Below are 18,835 nucleotides of genomic sequence, written 5' to 3'. Positions count from 1 at the left end.
AGACGTCATGCATACGCACCTATTGCTTGGGGAAGGTTGCTTCTACAGTTTTATCTTATGTGGTTTACAAAGCTGCCTTTTCTCCGTTAACCATTACATTATCCATAATGATACCTTCGCAATCCTGGAAGATATTGGGTTCCTTGCCATCTTTGATTTGAATGTCACGCAACACAATATCAGTGATGGGCGCCTCCTCCAGTCCGACGAACTTGATGGGAGTCTGAACACCGTTAACCGTCACACCGGAGATGTGAATGTTACGGAAGACGGGAGTACGGTCGCTCACGGGTTCCTGGGGCATCTTGCTATATTTCAAGTTGAAGACCAGGGCTTCCTTCTTGATATCCTTCATCACGATGTTGCTCACGCGGATGTCCTCGACCACACCACCACGTCCGCGGGTGGACTTCAGACGAATGCCACGGTCCGTTCCCTCAAAGACGCAGTTGCTGATAGTGACCCGACGTACGCCGCCACTCATCTCGCTGCCAATGACAACACCTCCGTGCCCGCTCAGCATCGTGCAGTTGGTGATGGTGATGTTTTCGCAGGCAGCACCCAGTTTACGTGCCTGAAGGTCACGACCGCTCTTAATCGTGATGCAGTCATCGCCGACGGAGATGTGACAGTTGCTGATATGCACGTTACGGCACGACTCAGGATTGATTCCATCCGTATTGGGGGAAGGGACATTGTGAATGGTTACTCCATCCACCGTCACATTGTCGCAAAACTCCGGATTAACGGTCCAGAAAGGCGAATTGATGATTTTCACCCCTTCGATGCGTACGTTCTTGCAACGGATCGGCTGGATGAAAGGCGGACGGAAGAAACGGCGGTCCAGCGTTCCATGCCAGTCTTCGTTTGTCTCGGCGGCAATCTGCGCCACATCATTTGCCTTCTCAAACATGGGCTGATATTTGTTGACGTCACGCTTGCCATTATCCCGCAAGTCAACCAGGACCTTGAAGAATTCGTCCCACCAGGCCTTGCCTTGTCCGTCAAGAGTTCCTTCTCCTTTGATGGTGATATTTTCGGCATCGACGGCATAGATAAGCGGACTGAAACTCTTCATCATCACTCCCTCGTGACGCACCTCCACAAAGGGCAGGTAGTCATCAAAATTCGTCGAAAAGAGCAAGGTCGCTCCAGCTTCCAGCTCCAACGTAATGTTGCTCTTCAGGTGAATCGGACCCGTCAGATACCGTCCGGCAGGAAAGAACAGCGTACCGCCTCCCTGCTTCTCCAGGCGTTCGATGGTACGGTTGATAAGTCGGGTGTTGATAGTCTTGCCATCCGTCTTGGCACCTGCCTGCTTCATGTCGACACGTTCGGCCCACGCCAAGGTCGACACCGCAAGCAACAGAATCACGGACAAAAAGTGTTTAAACATAGTTTGTATAAAATATAGGATTAAACAAAGTTCTGGTTGCAAAAGTAACGAGAACAGGCTGAACATTCAACTAAATGTCCGAGATTCTTTCAAAATCTCTACCAAAAGAATTATCTTTGCGCCGTCAACAACAAACAAGATCATTCATTATGTCATCGAATCTCAGATTTAAAGTTGTCGAGACGGCTTTCCACAAAAAACCGCTCGAAGTGGAACTGCCCAAAGAACGCCCCTCGGAATACTTTGCCAAATACGTCTTCAACAAGGAGAAGATGTTCAAGTATCTGCCCAGCAACGTTTACAACGCACTGATGGACGTCATCGAGAACGGCGCCAACCTCGACAGGAACATAGCCGATGCTGTGGCTGAAGGCATGAAACGTTGGGCCATGGAGTTGGGAGTGACCCACTACACACACTGGTTCCACCCGTTGACCGAAGGCACCGCCGAGAAGCACGACGCCTTTGTGGAACACGACGGCAAAGGCGGATTGGTGGAAGAATTCTCCGGCAAGCTGCTGGTACAACAGGAAACTGACGCTTCTTCATTCCCTAACGGAGGTATCCGCAACACATTCGAGGCGCGGGGCTATTCCGCATGGGACCCCTCCTCCCCCGCTTTCATCGTCGAAGACACTCTCTGCATCCCGACCATCTTCATCGCCTATACCGGCGAATCCCTTGACTATAAAACTCCCTTGCTGAAGGCTCTTCGTGCCGTCGACCAGGCAGCAACCGATGTCTGCCATTACTTCTACCCGGAAGTGAAACGTGTCCATACCAACCTCGGCTGGGAACAGGAATACTTCCTCGTAGATGAAGGACTGTATGCGGCACGCCCCGATTTGCTGCTGACCGGACGGACCCTGATGGGACACGAGTCGGCCAAGAACCAACAGCTGGAAGACCATTATTTCGGCGCCATACCGACCCGGGTGGCGGCCTTCATGAAGGAACTCGAAATCGAAGCCTGGAAACTGGGCATTCCCTGCAAGACACGCCACAACGAGGTTGCCCCCAACCAGTTTGAGTTGGCACCCATTTACGAGGAGTGCGACCTTGCCGTCGACCACAACATGCTCGTCATGGCACTCATGCGCAACATTGCCCGCAAACATGGCTTCCGGGTACTGCTCCACGAGAAGCCGTTCAAAGGCATCAATGGCTCCGGCAAGCACAACAACTGGTCGCTCAGCACCAATACTGGACGCCTGCTCATGGCTCCCGGCAAGACCCCGACCGACAACCTATGCTTCATCTCTTTCATTGTCAACACACTGAAGGCCGTATACCGCCACAACGGACTGCTGAAGGCAAGCATCATGTCTGCCACGAACGCACATCGTCTGGGTGGCAACGAAGCTCCCCCCGCCATCATCTCATCCTTCCTGGGCAGTCAGCTGACCCGTATGCTGGACCACCTGGAAGAGTCGGAAGACGAACAGCTCGACTTCAGCGACAAGCAGGGAAAGAGCCTCGGCATTCCACAGATTCCCGAAATCATGATTGACAATACGGACCGTAACCGGACATCGCCTTTCGCCTTTACCGGCAACCGTTTTGAATTCCGTGCCATCGGCTCCGAAGCCAACTGCGCCTCGGCAATGATAGCCCTCAATGCTGCCATGGCTGAGCAGCTCAAAGAGTTCAAAGCCGACGTGGATGCCCTCATCGAGAAAGGGGAACCCAAAGTACACGCCATTTTGAAGGTAGTGCGCCGGTATATCAAGGAGTCCAAACCGATTCGTTTTGACGGTAACGGCTACAGCGAAGAATGGCAGGAGGAAGCCAAACGACGCGGACTCGACTGCGAGACTTCATGCCCCGTCATCTTTGACAACTACCTCTCGGAATCAAGCGTCAAGATGTTCGAATCGACCGGAGTCATGACCCGCAAGGAACTGGCAGCACGCAACGAGGCAAAATGGGAAATGTACACCAAGAAGATTCAGATTGAAGCACGGGTCCTCGGTGACCTCGTGATGAATCACATCATCCCGACTGCCACCAAATACCAGAGCGAACTCATCGACAACGTGTACAAGATGCAACAGATTTTCAGCAAGGCTGAAGCGGAAGGGATGTCTGCCCGCAACGTGGAACTCATCCGCGACATTGCCAAGCACACCAGCATCCTCAAGGAGCAAGTGGACAAGCTCGTTGATGCACGCAAGGTGGCCAACCGCATCGAGCATGAACGTGAGAAAGCCATCGCTTACCACGACAATGTGGCTCCCATGTTGGAAACCATCCGTTATCACGTGGACAAACTGGAACTGATGGTTGACAACGAACTGTGGACCTTGCCGAAGTACCGCGAACTGCTCTTCATCCGATAATCGGAACCCTCCACATCAGAATAAACGCGAACGCTACGGACTCATTTCCTCTGCCCACAAGGCAGTGAATGAACATCCGTAGCGTTCGCGTTTATTGTATTTGTCCCAACCGGTCATCAAACCCGGGAGTAGACAACGTCAAACGTAGGGATAAGCATGAACTAAGCCGGGCTTATACAGACCAAAGTATTATACTTAGGTAGGCTAAGTATTATACTTAGGGTGCCTAAGTATAATACTTTGGTCCGTACATACGGCGGCTATTCGTCGTCTACCCCCTACCAACATGTCATTGAAAGCAGGCGAAGGTCAGCGTCAGAGTGGAGTATCACGATGCTCCGGCTTCTCCAACAGCTTCACATCGGCTTCTCCTTCCACCTCTTTCATCTCGGACGCCTCCGCTTCAGAGTGCTCTTCCGCTGACGGCCCTTCCTCGATAATCTCGACAGCCTCTATCGTCACTGCACGGAACTTGTAGGCGTTCAGCATGCTGGACAAGGCATAGATGATTGAGCTTACTCCCAGAATGATAAACGGAAGTTCCGCTGCACGAAAAGGATTCACCAGCACCAGGATTCCGCCGACAATCACCAGGACGGGTACCACATAGAAGCCCACAGCCACCGGTGCACGTTTCCTGATAGCGGACAGGTTGACCAGCATCCCCAAGCCCGCCAATACGAGTACCGCTCCGAGCACATACATCAGGATTCCGACAAAGAAAGCGGGAGTAATCAACAGCCACAAGCCGAACAGCAAACTGCCCAGTCCCATGAACGGGAACATACGTCCGTCAGCACGCCGCATCAGAAAGGCAGACAGTGAAACTGCCCCGGGAATGAAAAACAAGACACCGACAGCCATCACGAAATAGACACTCGCAGCCGACGGATACACCACCAATAACACACCGATGATGAGCGAGAAGATGCCTCTCACCCACGCATTGTTCAATTTGTTTGTCATACGTTATAAGTCTCTGGTTATTTATACACAATCCAGCTTCCGCAGACTCACACCGGAACGGGCAAGCGGACGTGGACGAGATGCCTGCCTGACAGGGTGAGCGTATGCGAAGCATAAACAGTAAACAAAAATAGGGCTTTTTATTGAACCTGCACTCATAAATATCGTACTTTTGCCGACAACTCATCAACTTGTCAACCCCACACCATTATGACCACACTCTATCTTGTACGACACGGAGAGACGGAAGAGAACGCCTCACAAATCCTCCAAGGGCATCTGCCCGGACACCTGTCCGAACGCGGACGGGAACAGTTGCACGCACTGCACGACGAACTACTCTCCATTCCTTTCGACGCCGTCCTCTGCAGCGACCTGCAACGTTGCGTCGACTCTGCAGCCATCCTACTGGAGGGGCGAAACATCCCCCTGACGTATACCCCACTCCTGCGTGAACGCGACTGGGGCAGTCTGACCGGCGCATCCATTCCGGTACTGAAGACGTCCCCTTTTCCTGCTGATGTGGAAACAGTAGAAGCCATGCTCCAACGGGCGCAACGTTTCCTCCGGCTAATGCATGAACAGCACGATGGACAGACCGTCCTGGTCGTGAGTCACGGCCTGTTCTGTCGGGCCTTGCGAGCAGCCTATTCCGGACGTCCCATGGCAGAAATCGACCGGATGCAGAACGCCACATTCCGCGTCATACAGGTATGAAACAAAAAATTCCCAAAAGAAAAAAGTGCAGAAAACATTTGGTCGTATCGCAAAAAGGTATACCTTTGCACCCAACGAACGAACAAAACATTCAAAGTAAGATGAAATTTAAGACTAATACATATTGGTGGTGGCGCCGCTTACAACTCCAACAGTCGTAAGGGAGCGAGCCTCGTATGCATTAAATTCCAACATACACATTTTATAAATTTGCTAAGCGGGCTGTCGTAGTGACTTACGACAGTCCGCTGTCTTTTTATACGTATCCATCAACAAACACCATAACCAATGAGAACTTACCAAATCAATTCCGAAGGCTACTACGGGGAGTTTGGCGGAGCCTACATCCCCGAGATACTTCACCGCTGTGTCGAAGAACTGCGCGCCAACTACCGGCGCGTGCTCGACAGCGACGATTTCAAGACTGAGTTCGACTCCCTCCTGCGCGACTACGTAGGCCGTCCCTCTCCCTTATATCTTGCCCGCCGGCTGTCTGAACGTTACGGCTGCACCCTCTATCTCAAGCGGGAAGACCTCAACCACACCGGAGCACACAAAATCAATAATGCCATCGGGCAAATCCTCCTTGCACGCCGCATGGGCAAACACCGTATCATCGCCGAGACAGGTGCCGGCCAGCACGGGGTTGCCACGGCTACCGTGTGTGCCCTGATGAACATGGAGTGCATCATCTACATGGGCAAGACCGATGTCGACCGTCAGCATGTCAATGTAGAACGGATGAAGATGCTGGGGGCAGAAGTGCGTCCTGTGACCGCCGGGAACATGACGCTCAAGGATGCCACCAACGAGGCCATACGCGACTGGTGCCGTCATCCGGCTGACACGTACTATGTCATCGGCTCTACGGTCGGTCCCCATCCCTATCCCGACATGGTGGCGCGGCTGCAATCGGTCATCAGCCGGGAAATCAAAGCGCAGCTGTTGGAGCACGAAGGACGGGATTATCCCGACTACCTCATGGCGTGCGTAGGTGGCGGAAGCAATGCAGCCGGAACCATCTTCCACTACCTTGATGATGAACGGGTTCATATTGTGCTTGCTGAAGCCGGAGGAAAGGGCACGGACACCGGACTCTCCGCAGCGACCATCCGTCTCGGACGCCCCGGCATCATTCATGGTGCACGGACTCTGGTCATGCAGGACGAAGACGGACAAATCACAGAGCCCTATTCCATCTCTGCCGGACTGGATTATCCGGGCGTCGGTCCTCTCCATGCCAACCTGGCGGCCACCCGGCGCGCACAGGTCCTCGCCGTCACTGATGACGAAGCCCTGCGGGCTGCCTACGAGCTGACAAGGCTGGAAGGCATCATCCCTGCACTGGAATCGGCACACGCACTGGGAGCCCTCTCCAAGGTACATTTCCGTCCTTCCGACATCGTCGTACTGACGGTCTCAGGACGTGGAGACAAAGACATTGAAACCTATCTGAACAATCTTCCAACTACTCTGCAAGCATGAAAACCTACCACTTTCAAACCGAGCACAAAGTCCTTTTGGGAGACTTGCACACACCTACGGGCACCTACCTGAAGGTACGCGACCTCTTCCCGCAAAGTATCCTGCTCGAAAGCTCCGACTACCACGGGACTGACAACAACCGTTCTTTCATCGGGCTGGACCCCATTGCACATATCAGTATCAACCACAATACGGCGACCGCTGTCTACCCTGACGGCACCATCGACCGGAAACCTCTCACACCGGACTTTACCATGGCGGATGCCTTCAACGGTTTCCTTGCCCATTTCCACATCGAAGGAGAGTATGCGCACTATTGCGGACTTTACGGATACACGGCCTTCAACGCCATCCGTTACCTCGAACCCGTCCAAGTCCCGGACAGCTGCGATCCCAAGAACGATGCTCCCGACGCCATCTACATCCTCTACCGTTACCTCATTGTTTTCCAAGGACATGAGAGCGAGATGGTCCTGGTCGGACTGAAGGGAGAGGGTGAAACCGGACACATCGGGGATGTCGAACGGGCAGTCAACAACCGCAACTATGCGACGTATGGATTCCGTACGGCAGGACCCGTCAGCAGTCCTCTCACGGACGACGAACACCGTGCCAACATCCGCCGGGGCATCGCACATTGTCTCAAGGGAGACGTCTTTCAGATAGTGCTCTCCCGGCGTTTCGTCCAACGCTATGAAGGCGACGACTTCGCCGTTTACCGTGCCCTGCGCAGCATCAATCCCTCCCCTTACCTGTTCTATTTTGACTTTGGAGGGTACCGCCTGTTCGGTTCCTCACCCGAAACACACTGCAAGGTCTGTGACGGCTATGCCACCATTGACCCGATAGCCGGAACGACCCGACGCACCGGAGACCCGGTCACCGACCGACGCCTCGCCGATGCACTCCTCGCCGATCCGAAAGAGAACGCCGAGCACACCATGCTCGTCGACCTTGCCCGCAATGACCTTGCCCGCAACTGTAAAGCGGTCGACGTAGAGACTTATAAGGAAGTCCAGTTCTACAGCCATGTCATCCATCTTGTCAGCCGTGTCAGCGGAAAGCTCCGTCCCGGTGCAGACCCGATACGCACCTTCCTGGACACCTTCCCCGCCGGTACACTCAGCGGTGCGCCCAAGGTCAGAGCCATGCAGCTCATCAGTGAAATCGAACCGCACAACCGGGGCGCTTATGGAGGATGCGTCGGGTTCATCGGTTTCAACGGATACATCAACCAGGCCATCATTATCCGTACGTTCGTCAGCCGGAACAGCGAACTGTGGTTTCAAGCCGGAGGAGGCATCGTTGCCAAAAGCGATGTCGAAGCCGAACTGCAGGAAGTAAACAACAAGCTGGGGGCCCTCCGACGTGCCATCGAACTGGCAGAAAGGCTCTGAAAAACGGATTATCAAACTCATACAAAAGCAATCACTACAATGAACACCCACATCTGTCTCATCGATAACTACGACTCATTCACTTATAACCTGCACCAACTTGCCACGGCTCTGGGTGCACGGGTTACTGTCATCCGCAATGACAAGTTCCAACCCGAAGAACTGTCAGACTTCGACAAGCTCCTCCTCTCCCCCGGTCCCGGTGTACCTGCCGAAGCCGGACGTCTCCTGGACACCATCCGCCTGTGGGCAGGACGCAAGCCAATTCTCGGCGTATGCCTTGGCGAACAAGCCATAGGCGAGGTATTCGGCGCCCGTCTGCGTAACCTGGAGGAAGTCTTTCACGGCGTACAAAGTCCCGTCCGTATCGTACACCCCGACGACTACCTCTTCAGAGGACTTCCCCAGGAGATTCATGTCGGCCGCTACCACTCATGGGTCGTGGACTCCGACGGACTGCCCGACTGCCTCGAGGTGACAGCGGTCAGCCGGGAAGGCTACATCATGGCCCTGCGCCACAAGGATTATGACGTGCGCGGCATCCAGTTCCATCCCGAATCCGTCCTTACCCCCGACGGACAACGCATCATTGCCAACTGGTTGTCTGCCGAAACCTCAACCAATGTACAACCCCTAAACGAGAATCAACAATGAAAGAAATACTCCAACGACTCTTCCGTCACGAAGAGCTTACCCGCAGCGAAGCCTGCCAGGTAATGAAAGACATTACCCGTGGCGACTGTCCCGATGTACAGATTGCCGCCCTCCTCACCGCCTTCAGCATGCGCAGTGTCGTTGTCGACGAATTGCTGGGCTTCCGCGATGCCCTGCTCGAACAGTGTATCCCTGTAGACTTGTCCGCCTACCACCCACTGGACATTGTCGGGACAGGAGGAGACGGCAAGAACACCTTCAACATCTCCACCTGTGCCTGTTTTGTCGTCGCCGGCGCGGGCTATCGTGTTGCCAAGCATGGCAACTACGGGGCAACATCCGTCAGCGGCGCCAGCAACGTCATGGAATGCCACGGCATAAAGTTCACGAATGACAATGCCCGTCTGCGCCGCTCCATCGAAGAATGCAACATGGCTTATCTACACGCCCCTCTTTTCCACCCGGCACTGAAGAACGTGGCCAACGTACGTAGACAGCTGGGAGTGCGTACCCTCTTCAACCTCCTCGGCCCGCTGGTCAATCCCTGCCACCCCTCCTATCAGCTGCTGGGTGTAGCCGACCTTGCACAGATGCGTCTCTACACCAACACCTTGCAACGACTGGGAATTGGTTTCGCCATTGTCAACAACCTCGACGGATACGATGAAATCTCACTGACCGACGAATTCAAAATCATGACCAACCGTTACGAAACAATCTACGAGCCCTCTTCCCTGGGCTTCAGCATAGCCCCTCGCGGGTCACTGAGCGGAGGCAGCAGTCCGCAGGAGGCAAAGGAAATCTTCGACAGTGTTCTGGAGAACCGCGCCACACAGGCACAACGCGAATGTGTCCTGATCAATGCCTCGTTCGCCATCCAGGCCATCGAACCGATGCGTCCCATCGAAGAATGTATTGCCGCTGCCCGTGAATCCTTGGAAAGCGGGAAGGCACTCCGGACTTTCCGCCACTTTGTCGAACTCAACAGCTGACCGCCATGACAACAGACATACTTACTGAAATCATTGCCCACAAGCGGGTTGAAATAGCCATTCAGGAAACGGCCGTTCCCCGTATGCATCTGGAAAAGATGCTCGACGACATCCATCCCTGCATCCGCATGAGCCATGCCCTCCGTACATCATCGACCGGTATCATTGCCGAGTTCAAACGCCGCTCTCCCTCCAAAGGTTGGCTGCATCCCGACGCCGATGCTGCGCTCACCGCAGGATATGAGCAGGCTGGTGCGGCAGCCCTCTCCATCCTTACCGACGAAAAGTTCTTTGGAGGAAACCTGGGCGATATCCGCAAGGCCCGTGAGCTGACCCGTCTGCCAATCCTACGCAAGGACTTCATTATCAGTCCCTACCAGCTCCTCCAGGCGAAGCTCGTCGGTGCAGATGCCGTCCTGCTCATTGCAGCCGTCCTGACACCTGCCGAATGTCGGGAACTGGCAAGACTGGCACACGAGCTGAAGCTGGAAGTGTTATTGGAAATCCATGATGAGAGCGAACTGGAGCATCTGAACGATGATATCGACCTCCTCGGCGTCAACAACCGTCACCTCGGCACGTTCCATACCGACACCATCCGGTCCTTCCTGCTCGCCGAGCGTCTGCCATCTCACCTGCCATGGGTCTCCGAAAGCGGCATTGCCCATCCCAAAACTTTGCGGCAACTCCGGAAGGCCGGCTACCAAGGCTTCCTCATCGGAGAAACGTTCATGAAGACTCCCCAGCCTCACACCACACTCGCCAACTTCATACGCTCCTGCCTATGATTATCAAAGTCTGTGGAATGCGCGAACCGGACAACATACGTGCAGTCGAACAGCTGGGAACCGACTGGATGGGGTTCATCCTCTACAACCGGTCTCCGCGCTTCGCCTCCCGTACCCCCGAGTATCTGCCTGTATCCTGCCGTCGTGTCGGAGTCTTCGTCAACGCAACTCCTGCATACCTATATAATAAGGTAAAGGAACTGCGGCTGGACATCGTTCAGCTCCACGGTCATGAGTCCCCCTCGCTCTGTGCGGAACTACGCCAATATGGACTGACCGTAGTCAAAGCCTTCCCCGTCGAGTCCGAAAAGGACCTGGAACTGACGGTCCCCTATAAGCACTGTTGCGACTATTTCCTTTTCGACAAACGGGTCTCCACGTTCGGAGGTTCCGGACAATCTTTCCCCTGGAACGTCCTGGATGCTTACCAGGCTTCCGTTCCTTTTCTGCTCAGCGGAGGTCTGTCGCCCGACAGCCTTGCAGCCCTGCGCATGTTTCACCATCCGCGATGGGCAGGCATCGACCTCAACAGCTGCTTCGAAACCGCTCCCGGTGTAAAAGATATTGAGGCCCTCAGACGCTTCATCCGCTCATTCCGGGATAGCACCCTGTAAGACGGCTATCCTGAACATCCAACAAAATCAGTCATAACCCATACAACTAAAGACAACTATGAACCGAATCAATCAACTCTTCAACATCAAACGAGACAATATTCTCTCCATCTATTTCTGTGCCGGTGACCCGTATGCCGGTCACACCGCCGATATGCTACAAGTTCTCGCCTCCCGAGGGGTCGATATGGTAGAGATAGGCATTCCCTTCAGCGATCCGATGGCGGACGGCCCCGTCATCCAGGATGCAGCCACCCGTGCCCTGCGACATGGCATGACACTGCGCAAGCTTTTTTCCGAATTACGCGACGTACGTACCCGTGTCGACATTCCCCTCATACTGATGGGCTACCTGAACCCCATCCTGCAATACGGCTTTGAACGGTTCTGCCAGGATTGCCGACAGTGTGGCATTGATGGCGTCATCATCCCCGACCTCCCTTTCCGGGAATATATGGACCACTTCCGTTCGACAGCCGAAGCCTGCGACCTGAAAGTCATCATGCTCATCACCCCTGAAACCGAACCACACCGTATCCGGGAAATCGATGCTCATACTGACGGGTTCATTTACCTTGTATCCTCTGCCGCCACGACCGGAGCACAAACCGGATTCGGGAACGAGCAACAAGCCTATTTCCGGCGCATTGCCGCCATGCAACTCCACAACCCGTGCCTCATCGGTTTCGGCATCTCCAACCGGCAAACCTATGAAGCAGCCTCGGAACATGCAGCCGGCTGTATCATCGGAAGCCGCTTTGTCAGTCTCCTCAAGGAATACGACGGACACGTCACAGAGGCCATCGACCGCTTGTTAGCAGATATTGGTCGAACCCTTCAGAGTAGCCAATCATGAACATTTTGTTATTTTTCTCCCTTTCATATTACGGCGACTAAGTATTTTTGCTATCTTTGTGCTAAAATTAAAACCGACGCCATGCTACAAAAGAAACAGCCATCCGTACTGCTCATATATACTGGAGGAACCATTGGAATGATTCAGAACCCTGACAATGGGGCATTGGAGACATTCAATTTCGACCACCTGCGCCGTCATGTGCCTGAACTCAACCAATTCAATTACCGGATTGATACCTACCAGTTCAACCCTCCTATTGACTCCTCAGACATGGAACCCGCCTTGTGGGCAAAGATAGTCCGCATCATCCATTACAACTATGAGCGTTACGACGGTTTTGTCATCCTCCACGGCACTGACACCATGTCGTTCACGGCGTCGGCTCTGAGCTTCATGCTGGAAAACCTTGCGAAGCCTGTCATTCTCACCGGTAGCCAACTTCCCATCGGAATGTTGCGTACCGATGCACGTGAGAACCTCATCACTGCCATTGAGATTGCTGCTGCCCAACACCCCGACGGTACGGCCATTGTTCCTGAGGTGTGCATTTTCTTTGAGAACCACTTGCTGCGCGGCAATCGCACGACGAAAATCAATGCCGAGCACTTCAATGCGTTCTGCTCCTTCAATTATCCCGAACTGGCCACCGCCGGTATTCATATCAATTTCAACGAGGAACGTATCCGCAAGGCTGATATGTCGCTACCACTCAAGCCGCATTATCTTTTTGACACCAATGTGCTAATCCTGACCCTGTTCCCGGGCATTCAGGAAAACATGGTCGCCAACATACTCAATATTCCGGGATTGAAGGCAGTGGTGCTGAAGACTTTCGGCTCCGGTAACGCTCCACAAAAGGAATGGTTCATCAAGTTGCTGAAGAATGCCGTTGCACGAGGTGTCATCATCGTCAACATCAGCCAATGCCTGGCTGGCACTGTCGAAATGGAACGCTATGAAACAGGCATTCACCTGCGCGAAGCGGGAGTTATCAGTGGTCATGACAGTACGGTCGAGTCGGCTTTGACCAAACTGATGTTCCTGCTCGGCCACGGCATGAGCGCCCATGAAGTGCGCTACCGCATGAATACCCCCATTTGTGGGGAAATCACCGTATAAGTTGCATGGAAAGGAAGATATTCACTCTCTATCAAACAATAGCGACTGCCACTATCAAGCTCATAGTGACAGTCGCTATTGTTTGGTTAACCCCCTAATCACATCCTTTCTCACAAAACCCGGAAGTTGACAAGTTTTGATTCACTCCGTCCTTTTAAGAAAGTAATCCAATCCAGACTCAGGCATCTCAAACCGGTCATTCAAAAGTGTCAGCGTCTGACCATCCTTACCGCACAGAAAGTTGAAGGCATCCTCTCCGTCGTCAGATACGAGCCTCCACACCGTAGCATCGTTATTGCTAGGCATGCCACGCTGAGTGTACCTCCTACCCAGATAGGTATAAACAGCATCTTTGCCGCCATCGGCTTCCAGGTAAGTGAGTTGCAAATAGAATTGTCCGTCTCCACTGTGTTCCCTGTGGCGCACATACAACTGATAGCTGATGCCCGGGCAATCAGCAGCAGGAAGTGTCCCTGCATAATGCACCTCAACCCAATTTCCCAAGTTCGCGTCATTATCATTTTGAGACTGTTTGAACAACAGTTTCCCCCTTTGGCTGACAGTCCAACACCCATCTGCGAAGCTCAGATTCCTGGTGTCATCATCCTCGATGTTCCACACATGCGCCCCAGTAGGCAACGTACGACGTTCCAGCCTTTCTTTTGTTCCGCTACCGGATTCGTACAAGTCGGCATACAGCGAGTCCTTACTGAAAAGGACATAAGTCGGATGTCTATCTCCACTGACAGATTCCGTCCGTATGCCTTCCCGGAACAACTGCAAATCCAAGTCACAGGGAGTCAGACTCTCACGTCCTCCACAAGCATACAACGCCGACACAAAGAGGCTTGCCACTAACAAATTTACTTTCTTCATAAATCTATTCCTTTTATCCGATTTATAAACATCACTACAAAGTTATCAATTTTATCTCGGGCCTTATACGTCTCCGTTTCTTGTTTTCATCAAAGAAAACGCATACTTTTGCAGTACCTCTATCAGCCATCGGTTGTCGCCATCCGGATGCCCTCTCCACCTCCTCAAACTACCGTCTTGAGCAAAACCCTGTAACCCTCCTGCGCATCTCCCCTGTAAGATTTTCTATAAACACCTGTTACTATTAGCGTAACTCCTGTTTTAGGGATGCTCATCTCACCACTACCGTTTCGCGCAAAGCGGTACCAAGGAGATGAGCTTCTCGTCACGTGGAGATGCGCATACACTCACCACCGATTTACTGAGGCGCCAGCAAGCTCTTAAGATGCCGGATGACCCGACATGGGTTTCCGACAGCTACGCAATTGGCAGGAATGGAACGAGTCACTACACTTCCAGCACCGATAACTGAATTCTTTCCGATAGTCACCCCCGGCAACAGTATCGCCCCACCACCTATCCATACACCGTTTTCAATTCTGACAGGGCGGGCTATGGTATAGCAGATGTCGTCACCTTCCTGCCAATCCCATACCATTCGTTCATGTACGTCCGTGGAATGTGTGGCAGTGTATATTTGCACATTGGACGCTATCAGCACATTATCCCCAATCTCAATGCGATGGTTATCCACGAAGGTGCAGTTCATATTGATTATCAATTTATTGCCTACAAAGATATTCTTTCCGTATTCGCAATGGAAATCGATATCTACATGAACTCCTTTTCCCACACTCCCCAGCATTTCACGCAGTAATTCCTGTTTCCGCCCGTTATCGGCATAATCTGTGGCATTGAACTGTGCCAACAGACGCCTTGTCCGTAAAATCATTTCTACTATTTTCGGGTCTTTCCCTCCGTTGAAAGGCTCACCCGCCATGCACTTCTCCAGTTCGGTTTTCATTATCAGTGTTATATTAGTGATTGATTATCTACAATTATAAAATAATTCTGTAACATGAACTGTTATGACAAACTTACAAAAAAACAGAATCCGCCTTTAAATGTGTGTCAGTTAAATAATGTGAGACATGGGAGCTGTAATTTGTTAAGGTTTATAAATCAAGGAATGCACAATCAGGAGGTTCCGGCTATGACTTTGGAAGCATCTATTTAAGAGTTTTATATGTTACCTGTTGGCAGAAAATTAATACTCATGCCGAGCATACAACAGAAAAAGGGAGACCCCTCAAACGGAAGCCTCCCTTTCTACAAATAAGGAAAGTATTATTATTTCTTGAAGTATCTGTTGTACAGTCCTTCGAAACCTCTACCATGACGAGCTTCGTCACGAGCCATTTCATGAACAGTATCATGGATAGCATCGAGGTTCAACTCCTTAGCACGCTTAGCGATACGGGTCTTGTCAGCGCAAGCACCGCTTTCAGCGTTCATACGTTTCTCCAAGTTGGTCTTGGTGTCCCATACGCAGTCACCCAGCAACTCAGCGAACTTGGAAGCGTGTTCAGCCTCTTCCCATGCAAAGCGCTTGAAAGCCTCAGCGATTTCAGGATAGCCTTCACGATCAGCCTGACGGCTCATAGCCAAATACATACCAACTTCTGTGCATTCACCCATGAAGTGAGCGTTCAAGTCCTTAATCATCTCTTCGTCGCAACCTTTAGCTACGCCTACAGTGTGCTCGGAAACAAATTCCAAAGCGGAATCATTCATTTCCTTGAACTTTGAAGCCGGAGCCTTACACATCGGACACTGAGCAGGAGCTGCATCACCTTCATAAATGTAACCACATACGGTGCAAATAAACTTTTTCATAATCAATTTGTTTTAATAAGTTAGTCAATAAAATATCTTAATTCAATAATTACCTACAATCCTTGCAAATACCTTTAAAGTATTGATGAACTTCCGTTATCTCATTTCCATCAACCTGGACACCCAACAAGGCATCCTCGTGATTTTGTAAGGGCATATCATAAATCTTGCCACACTTTTTGCAAAGGAAATGAGCATGAAGGCTCATATCACCATCGAAACACGCATTATGTTCGTCAATTGTCAGCATTCGCACGGCACCATGTTCTACAAAAAGCTTCAACGTGTTGTAGACCGTTGTGCGTGAGAGTGTCGGGAACTTCGGACTTAATGCATTATAGATTTCATCCACACTCGGGTGTGTGAAATGAGTCATCATATAATCCATGATTGCCATCCGCTGTACCGAAGGCTTCACCTCGTGCTTAATCAGATTGTCATAGACTACACTAGATTTCATCTTTCAAGTTTGTAATTGTTTCATTCTCGTTTTCGCTGCAAATGTAAAACTATTCGGCATTGCCTGCAAATAGTTCGGCCTTGTTTTTATCATCTTTAACCTTCTTTGATTTTTTGATGTACATGTAAACTTATTTGGACTCTTTTGCATCACCGAAACAGGGGATGAACCAAGCAAAATAAACAGAACGCTCCTGATCGGATTCCAGAACAAAAGATGGGACGAACCGCCTCACCTTTGCCAATTCGCTCAAAAGAGCGATTTTAGAAAAGGTAGATTAACTCCCCTTCAAACGAAACTTCTTATCTTTGCACCAACCAATATCAAGTATGAATATGAATTATGGATTTGTAAAAGTAGCAGCAGCCATACCTAGTGTCAAGGTTGCTGACTGCCATTATAATACACAACAAATTATCCAGCAATTGGAGGAAGCTGAAAAAGCCGGGGTCGAGGTTGTTATCTTTCCGGAGCTGTCAATTACCGCTTATACCTGTGCAGACCTGTTTGCACAACAACTTCTGTTGGAAGAAAGTATCAAAGCACTTCAACAGCTCGTAAACGTCAGTCGGGATAAAGAGGTGATATGCATGGTTGGATTGCCATTGGAGGTAAATGCATCCTTATTCAATTGCGCCGTCGTCCTGCGTCATGGTAAAATCCAGGGAGTGGTCCCCAAGATTTATTTACCGAACTATAAAGAGTTCTATGAGATGCGCTGGTTTGCGTCCGGACTGCATTGCGACAGTAACATCACCCTCTGCGGACAAGAAGGCATCCCGTTCAGCCCCTATCTCCTTTTTGATACACCTTCGTGCAGGTTTGGTATCGAAATTTGTGAAGATATGTGGGCAACGATTCCACCCAGCTCACAGCTAGCCTTGGAAGGCGCCGACATTATCTTCAACATGTCGGCAGATAATGAAGGAACAGGAAAACACAACTATGTGCGTTCGCTCATCTGCCAACAGTCAGCACGTTGTCTCGCCGGCTACGTGTTTGCTTCCTGTGGCTTTGGAGAATCGACAACCGACGTCGTATTCTGCGGCAACGGACTGATTTATGAAAATGGCTCCCTGCTGGCATCATCGCAGCGTTTCTCCTTGGAGTCTCAACTGGTTGTCAGCGAAATTGATGTGGAACGTTTGCGGAACGAACGCCGTGTGAACACCACATTTGCTGCTTGCCGTGCCGCCAATCACCTGCGGACATACCGTCACATAACCTTGGACGGACCTGCTCCCCGTCCGGTTTCTCTGACCCGCTTCGTAGAGCCGCACCCGTTTGTGCCCTCGGGAAAAGAGTTGGACGAACGCTGCGAAGAAATCTTTGCAATCCAAGTATCCGGTCTTGCCAAACGGTTGCTACACACCCATTGCCGGACAGCTGTTATCGGAATCTCCGGAGGGTTGGACTCTACATTGGCCCTGTTGGTTGCCACCCGCACATTCGACAAGCTTGGCTTTGACCGGAAAGGCATTATCGGAGTCACAATGCCCGGCTTCGGAACTACGGACCGCACCTACAACAACGCCATCCACCTGATGGAATCGTTGGGAGTGACCATCCGTGAAATCAGCATCAGAGAGGCATGCATCCAACACTTTCAGGACATCGGGCAGGATATAAACAACCACGATGTGACTTATGAAAACGGGCAAGCTCGTGAACGCACCCAGATCCTCATGGATGTAGCAAACCAGATGAACGGACTTGTTATCGGTACCGGAGACCTGTCTGAACTCGCTCTAGGCTGGGCAACCTATAATGGAGACCACATGTCCATGTATGCTGTCAATACCAGCATTCCCAAGACTCTGGTCAGACATCTGGTTGTATGGGTAGCGGAGCATGATGTTGATGCGACCTCACGCACAACCTTGTTGGATATTGCCGATACGCCTATCAGCCCCGAACTGATTCCTGCCGACGAACATGGCAACATCAAACAGAAGACCGAGGATCTGGTGGGTCCCTACGAACTGCATGACTTTTTCCTCTATCAGTTTTTCCGCTTCGGCTTCCGTCCTGCCAAAATCTACTATCTGGCACAAATAGCCTTCGGTACACATTATGACAATGAGACGATCAAAAAATGGCTGAAGACTTTCTGCCGACGCTTTTTCTCCCAACAATTCAAACGTTCCTGCCTGCCGGATGGTCCTAAAGTGGGTTCCGTCGTCTTGTCTCCACGCGGCGATTGGCGTATGCCCAGCGACGCATCATCTGCATTGTGGCTCGAAGAGTGTGAGAATCTCTAATCCTTATATACATTATATATTCTGTAAAACAAAAGAAACGTAAGTACTGATAACCTACGAAAGATTTCGTACTTTT

General features: G+C 51.5%; 17 protein-coding genes. 11 read left to right on the top strand and 6 right to left on the bottom strand.

Going from position 1 to position 18,835, the window contains the following annotated elements:
• Positions 1 to 64 precede the first annotated feature (64 nt).
• Positions 65 to 1,396, bottom strand: coding sequence for a glycoside hydrolase family 28 protein (locus tag M3087_RS06455; RefSeq protein WP_106484776.1), 1,332 nt, complete (start codon positions 1,394 to 1,396; stop codon positions 65 to 67).
• A gap of 149 nt (positions 1,397 to 1,545) precedes the next feature.
• Between M3087_RS06455 and M3087_RS06450 the strand changes: the two genes are divergently transcribed.
• Positions 1,546 to 3,735 (top strand): glutamine synthetase III, encoded by a 2,190-nt coding sequence (locus M3087_RS06450; protein ID WP_106484775.1) that lies wholly within the window; start codon positions 1,546 to 1,548, stop codon positions 3,733 to 3,735.
• A gap of 315 nt (positions 3,736 to 4,050) precedes the next feature.
• Here M3087_RS06450 and M3087_RS06445 read toward each other — a convergent pair whose 3' ends face one another.
• Positions 4,051 to 4,701, bottom strand: coding sequence for an HdeD family acid-resistance protein (locus M3087_RS06445; RefSeq protein ID WP_249094525.1), 651 nt, complete (start codon positions 4,699 to 4,701; stop codon positions 4,051 to 4,053).
• A gap of 210 nt (positions 4,702 to 4,911) precedes the next feature.
• Here M3087_RS06445 and M3087_RS06440 point away from each other — a divergent pair, with 210 nt between their 5' ends.
• The 9 genes from M3087_RS06440 (at position 4,912) to M3087_RS06400 (ending at position 13,326) form a co-directional block, all read left to right on the top strand.
• Entirely contained in the window at positions 4,912 to 5,418 is a 507-nt protein-coding gene (locus M3087_RS06440; RefSeq protein WP_249094523.1) for a histidine phosphatase family protein, read from the top strand.
• 288 nt (positions 5,419 to 5,706) lie between these two features.
• Complete coding sequence (gene trpB, locus M3087_RS06435) at positions 5,707 to 6,903, top strand: tryptophan synthase subunit beta (protein ID WP_249094520.1); 1,197 nt, start codon at positions 5,707 to 5,709, stop codon at positions 6,901 to 6,903.
• A complete protein-coding gene (locus M3087_RS06430) occupies positions 6,900 to 8,300 on the top strand; it encodes an anthranilate synthase component I family protein (RefSeq protein WP_249094518.1) in 1,401 nt (466 codons plus the stop codon). Before trpB ends, M3087_RS06430 begins: the two co-directional genes overlap by 4 nt.
• Positions 8,301 to 8,339: 39 nt before the next feature.
• Positions 8,340 to 8,954, top strand: a complete 615-nt coding sequence (locus tag M3087_RS06425; protein WP_249094515.1) for an anthranilate synthase component II — start codon at positions 8,340 to 8,342, stop codon at positions 8,952 to 8,954.
• Positions 8,951 to 9,946, top strand: a complete 996-nt coding sequence (trpD, locus tag M3087_RS06420) for an anthranilate phosphoribosyltransferase (protein WP_022384125.1) — start codon at positions 8,951 to 8,953, stop codon at positions 9,944 to 9,946. The genes M3087_RS06425 and trpD overlap by 4 nt, the downstream gene beginning before the upstream one ends.
• A 5-nt stretch (positions 9,947 to 9,951) precedes the next feature.
• Positions 9,952 to 10,734: an indole-3-glycerol phosphate synthase TrpC gene (trpC, locus tag M3087_RS06415; RefSeq protein WP_249094501.1), complete on the top strand. Its 783-nt coding sequence runs from the start codon at positions 9,952 to 9,954 to the stop codon at positions 10,732 to 10,734.
• Positions 10,731 to 11,348, top strand: coding sequence for a phosphoribosylanthranilate isomerase (locus M3087_RS06410; RefSeq protein ID WP_249094499.1), 618 nt, complete (start codon positions 10,731 to 10,733; stop codon positions 11,346 to 11,348). Before trpC ends, M3087_RS06410 begins: the two co-directional genes overlap by 4 nt.
• A gap of 58 nt (positions 11,349 to 11,406) precedes the next feature.
• Complete coding sequence (gene trpA / locus M3087_RS06405; protein WP_249094497.1) at positions 11,407 to 12,204, top strand: tryptophan synthase subunit alpha; 798 nt, start codon at positions 11,407 to 11,409, stop codon at positions 12,202 to 12,204.
• Between the two features lie 81 nt (positions 12,205 to 12,285).
• Positions 12,286 to 13,326 carry an asparaginase gene (locus tag M3087_RS06400; RefSeq protein WP_106484765.1) on the top strand — a complete coding sequence of 347 codons (1,041 nt, stop codon included), beginning with the start codon at positions 12,286 to 12,288 and terminating at the stop codon, positions 13,324 to 13,326.
• Positions 13,327 to 13,467: 141 nt separating this feature from the next.
• On the opposite strand, the gene M3087_RS06395 is transcribed toward M3087_RS06400, so the two are convergent.
• The 4 genes from M3087_RS06395 to M3087_RS06380 form a co-directional block, all read right to left on the bottom strand.
• Complete coding sequence (locus M3087_RS06395; protein ID WP_249094494.1) at positions 13,468 to 14,202, bottom strand: copper resistance protein NlpE N-terminal domain-containing protein; 735 nt, start codon at positions 14,200 to 14,202, stop codon at positions 13,468 to 13,470.
• A 358-nt stretch (positions 14,203 to 14,560) separates the two neighbouring features.
• The gene (locus tag M3087_RS06390) at positions 14,561 to 15,166 is read right to left on the bottom strand and encodes a sugar O-acetyltransferase (protein ID WP_249094493.1); all 606 of its coding nucleotides are present in this window, start codon (positions 15,164 to 15,166) and stop codon (positions 14,561 to 14,563) included.
• Between the two features lie 326 nt (positions 15,167 to 15,492).
• The gene (locus M3087_RS06385) at positions 15,493 to 16,038 is read right to left on the bottom strand and encodes an NADH peroxidase (RefSeq protein ID WP_022384132.1); all 546 of its coding nucleotides are present in this window, start codon (positions 16,036 to 16,038) and stop codon (positions 15,493 to 15,495) included.
• A 49-nt stretch (positions 16,039 to 16,087) separates the two neighbouring features.
• Entirely contained in the window at positions 16,088 to 16,498 is a 411-nt protein-coding gene (locus M3087_RS06380) for a Fur family transcriptional regulator (RefSeq protein ID WP_106484762.1), read from the bottom strand.
• Positions 16,499 to 16,833: 335 nt separating this feature from the next.
• On the opposite strand from M3087_RS06380, the gene M3087_RS06375 reads away from it, so the two are divergent.
• Positions 16,834 to 18,759 carry an NAD(+) synthase gene (locus M3087_RS06375; protein ID WP_249094611.1) on the top strand — a complete coding sequence of 642 codons (1,926 nt, stop codon included), beginning with the start codon at positions 16,834 to 16,836 and terminating at the stop codon, positions 18,757 to 18,759.
• The last annotated feature ends 76 nt before the right edge of the window (positions 18,760 to 18,835 follow it).

It is taken from the genome of Mediterranea sp. ET5 (genome assembly GCF_023337025.1).
Classification (GTDB): Bacteria; Bacteroidota; Bacteroidia; order Bacteroidales; family Bacteroidaceae; genus Phocaeicola_A.
Note: the sequence above shows the minus strand (reverse complement) of the source record. Positions and strands in the feature narration are given on the sequence as shown.